The following is a 2,435-nucleotide window of genomic DNA, read 5'->3' as shown; positions in this document are numbered from 1 at the left end:
CATATCGGCGCCCGTAGGGCGGCACCACATAAAAGGGGCAGGAAAGCCTGCGAATAGCATCTGCTGGCATCGTACCGGATTTGTTCGCCCTTAGCGTGCAGATACGTCACTTTCGTGTAGTCACCCCTATGACGGCGGCGGCGACGAGGGATCGGTGTGCGACGTCACCGCTTTCGTCGGTGAGGAAACGGCCGCGCTGCCTGAAATCCTGTGCGATCATCACGCCGCCGACTATCAGGGCACCATCGCGAGCCGCGCGATGAACCTCGAAGACGCGCTCAGTGCCTTCGCCGAGAACGCCGCGTGCGATCATCACGCCGGCTGGGAGAATGGCGAGGGGGCGTATGGCTGCGTCGCCATCGATGTTGCCAGCGGCGCAGTCACGCTCACCCATAATGACCGCTACATCGAATATGACACCACCGAGACGGAGATCTAGCGCGATGTCGCACTGCTATTATCATGCGCTGAGCTCCGCGCGCCGATGGGGCGGCGATCCGCAAGACTATCTCGCGCTCCACCAATGGTTCGACGAGTCCAAGAAGATCATCGCGGATCCCCGCCACCGCGCGCTCAGGCACCATGCCGAGGGGATATTCCTGGCCGAGACGATCTTTGGCGTGACCCTCCGCAACAGCGCGGGGCGCGAGGTGCCGGTCCGGCTCATCGGAGAGAGCCATGTCGTCGAGGATCTCGGCCGCATCCCCTCCTTTGCCGACTGGGCCCGCATGATCCAGCCGCTCCCCTGGATGCTGCGCGGCAATCCGGCCGGATCTCCGGGGCTGGATCCGACCATCCGGTCATCGCGTGCCAGCAAGAGCTGAGGCGCCGGCCCCATGTTCATCACCGATCGGAACAAGCCCTCGCTCGTCGTGCTGGCGATCAAGGACTATGCCTGCGCGACGCTGCACGTCCCCGATCCGGTGCGTGAGCGCGATGGCTTGATCGCCACCACCGCGCAAGTGCATGGTTCGACCTTAGTCACCCGTAATGTCGCTGACTTCGAGGCGACGGGTGTTCTCATACTCAACCCTGGGGTGTGGACTGAACAATGAACGATGGCCCCTTCAGCAAAGATGCGGCGGGAAAGTCGCTGGACCGGTTGATCGATATCGCGCGGTCCGATACCGGCCAGGCGCGCCGCGTGGCGAACTTCCTCCTTGCCTGGTGGAATGGCGAGGATTGCGGACATTTCCCGGTCGCCGACCTGTTCGGGGTCGATGCGACGATCGCCACCCATATCACCACCATCATCGGCTTTCTCGGCCAGCATGAAGGGGCAATCTATCCTGACGCCTTTGGTCGCAAGGCCGAGATGATCGAGCTGGTCGGGCGCTGGCGGGATCTTGGCGCAGGCTAGTCCGCTCGCCTCCGCGGTGCGGGGAGGCCCTCCCCATGGAGGATTGCGGGCAGTCTTCGGCCCGCCATGAGGTCCAGCTTGACCTTGACCGTCCCGAGGCCGTGAAGCCGGCCCATGGTATATAGCGCGTCTACTTGCACATGACCGCTATATACAGGTCTGAGCGCGCCTCCCCGTCTTGCGCCTTTTGAACCCGTTGCATATGTTCATGTATATGCAAGGAGGATAGCATGGCACGACCTGAACCCATTGCCGCGAGGGAAGCGAAGCTCTTTCGCAACAACAAGAGCCAGGCCGTCCGCATTCCGGCAGATTTCGAGTTGCCCGGCGACAGCGTCATGATTCACCGGGACGGCGACCGGCTCATTCTTGAACCCATCCGCTGCAAGAACCTGCTTGAGGTGCTCGCCGGGCTGACGCCACTTGGCGCGGATGACCAGTTTCCCGAGATCGACGATACGCTGCTGCCCGCAAAAGCGATCGACCTGTGAGCGGCCTCTATATGCTCGACACCAATATCGTGTCCGAGCTCGCCAGGAATCCGCAAGGGATCGTCGCGCAGCATATCGCGAATGTTGGCCCGGAGTCGATTTGCGTCAGTATCGTTACGGCAGCCGAGCTTCGATACGGCTGTGCAAAGAAGGGCTCGCCCCGTCTGCTCGCCCAAATCGAGGCAATCCTTGGCAGTCTCTCCGTGCTCGCCCTCGATGTTCCGGCCGACACCGAATATGGCGGGATCCGCGCTGAGCTTGAAGCCGCAGGGAAGCCGATCGGGCCGAACGACCTCTTCATCGCTGCGCATGCTTACGCGCTCGATGCCACATTGGTGACTGCCAATATCAGTGAATTCTCGCGCGTGCGGGCGCTCAAGCTGGAAAACTGGCTCGACGCCGCCCACTAGCGTTATCCCCCGGAGCCTGCGGATCGCGGCGATTCACTGAGGTTCGCCCCGAGGCCGTGAACGGGCCTCGGACGGGGCGCTTGCGCGCCGGCCCGGCCGGTGGCCGGGGAGGGGAGCGGGGAAGAGGGAGGTGGCTTGGACAAGGTGTTCGAGACCATCATCCTCAAGGAGACT

At 62.8% G+C, this 2,435-nt stretch carries 5 protein-coding genes and 1 pseudogene; all 6 read left to right on the top strand.

What is annotated here, in order from left to right; translation table 11 throughout:
* Positions 1-139 precede the first annotated feature (139 nt).
* Positions 140-439: pseudogene (locus ENE74_RS18040) on the top strand (DUF6878 family protein); the annotation flags it as partial.
* A 4-nt stretch (positions 440-443) separates the two neighbouring features.
* Positions 444-824 carry a DUF6915 family protein gene (locus tag ENE74_RS18035; protein WP_127692242.1) on the top strand — a complete coding sequence of 127 codons (381 nt, stop codon included), beginning with the start codon at positions 444-446 and terminating at the stop codon, positions 822-824.
* 12 nt (positions 825-836) lie between these two features.
* On the top strand, positions 837-1,055 hold the full coding sequence (locus tag ENE74_RS18030) for a PIN domain-containing protein (RefSeq protein WP_206517765.1): 219 nt from the start codon (positions 837-839) through the stop codon (positions 1,053-1,055).
* Positions 1,052-1,360, top strand: coding sequence for a DUF7673 family protein (locus tag ENE74_RS18025; protein WP_127692241.1), 309 nt, complete (start codon positions 1,052-1,054; stop codon positions 1,358-1,360). The genes ENE74_RS18030 and ENE74_RS18025 overlap by 4 nt, the downstream gene beginning before the upstream one ends.
* A 230-nt stretch (positions 1,361-1,590) precedes the next feature.
* Positions 1,591-1,851 carry an antitoxin gene (locus tag ENE74_RS18020; protein ID WP_127692240.1) on the top strand — a complete coding sequence of 87 codons (261 nt, stop codon included), beginning with the start codon at positions 1,591-1,593 and terminating at the stop codon, positions 1,849-1,851.
* A gap of 11 nt (positions 1,852-1,862) precedes the next feature.
* Positions 1,863-2,261: a type II toxin-antitoxin system VapC family toxin gene (locus tag ENE74_RS18015; protein WP_206517764.1), complete on the top strand. Its 399-nt coding sequence runs from the start codon at positions 1,863-1,865 to the stop codon at positions 2,259-2,261.
* The last annotated feature ends 174 nt before the right edge of the window (positions 2,262-2,435 follow it).

The sequence above is a fragment of the Sphingobium algorifonticola genome, assembly GCF_004005485.1.
In the GTDB taxonomy this organism is placed as follows: domain Bacteria; phylum Pseudomonadota; class Alphaproteobacteria; order Sphingomonadales; family Sphingomonadaceae; genus Sphingobium; species Sphingobium algorifonticola.
Note: the sequence above shows the minus strand (reverse complement) of the source record. Positions and strands in the feature narration are given on the sequence as shown.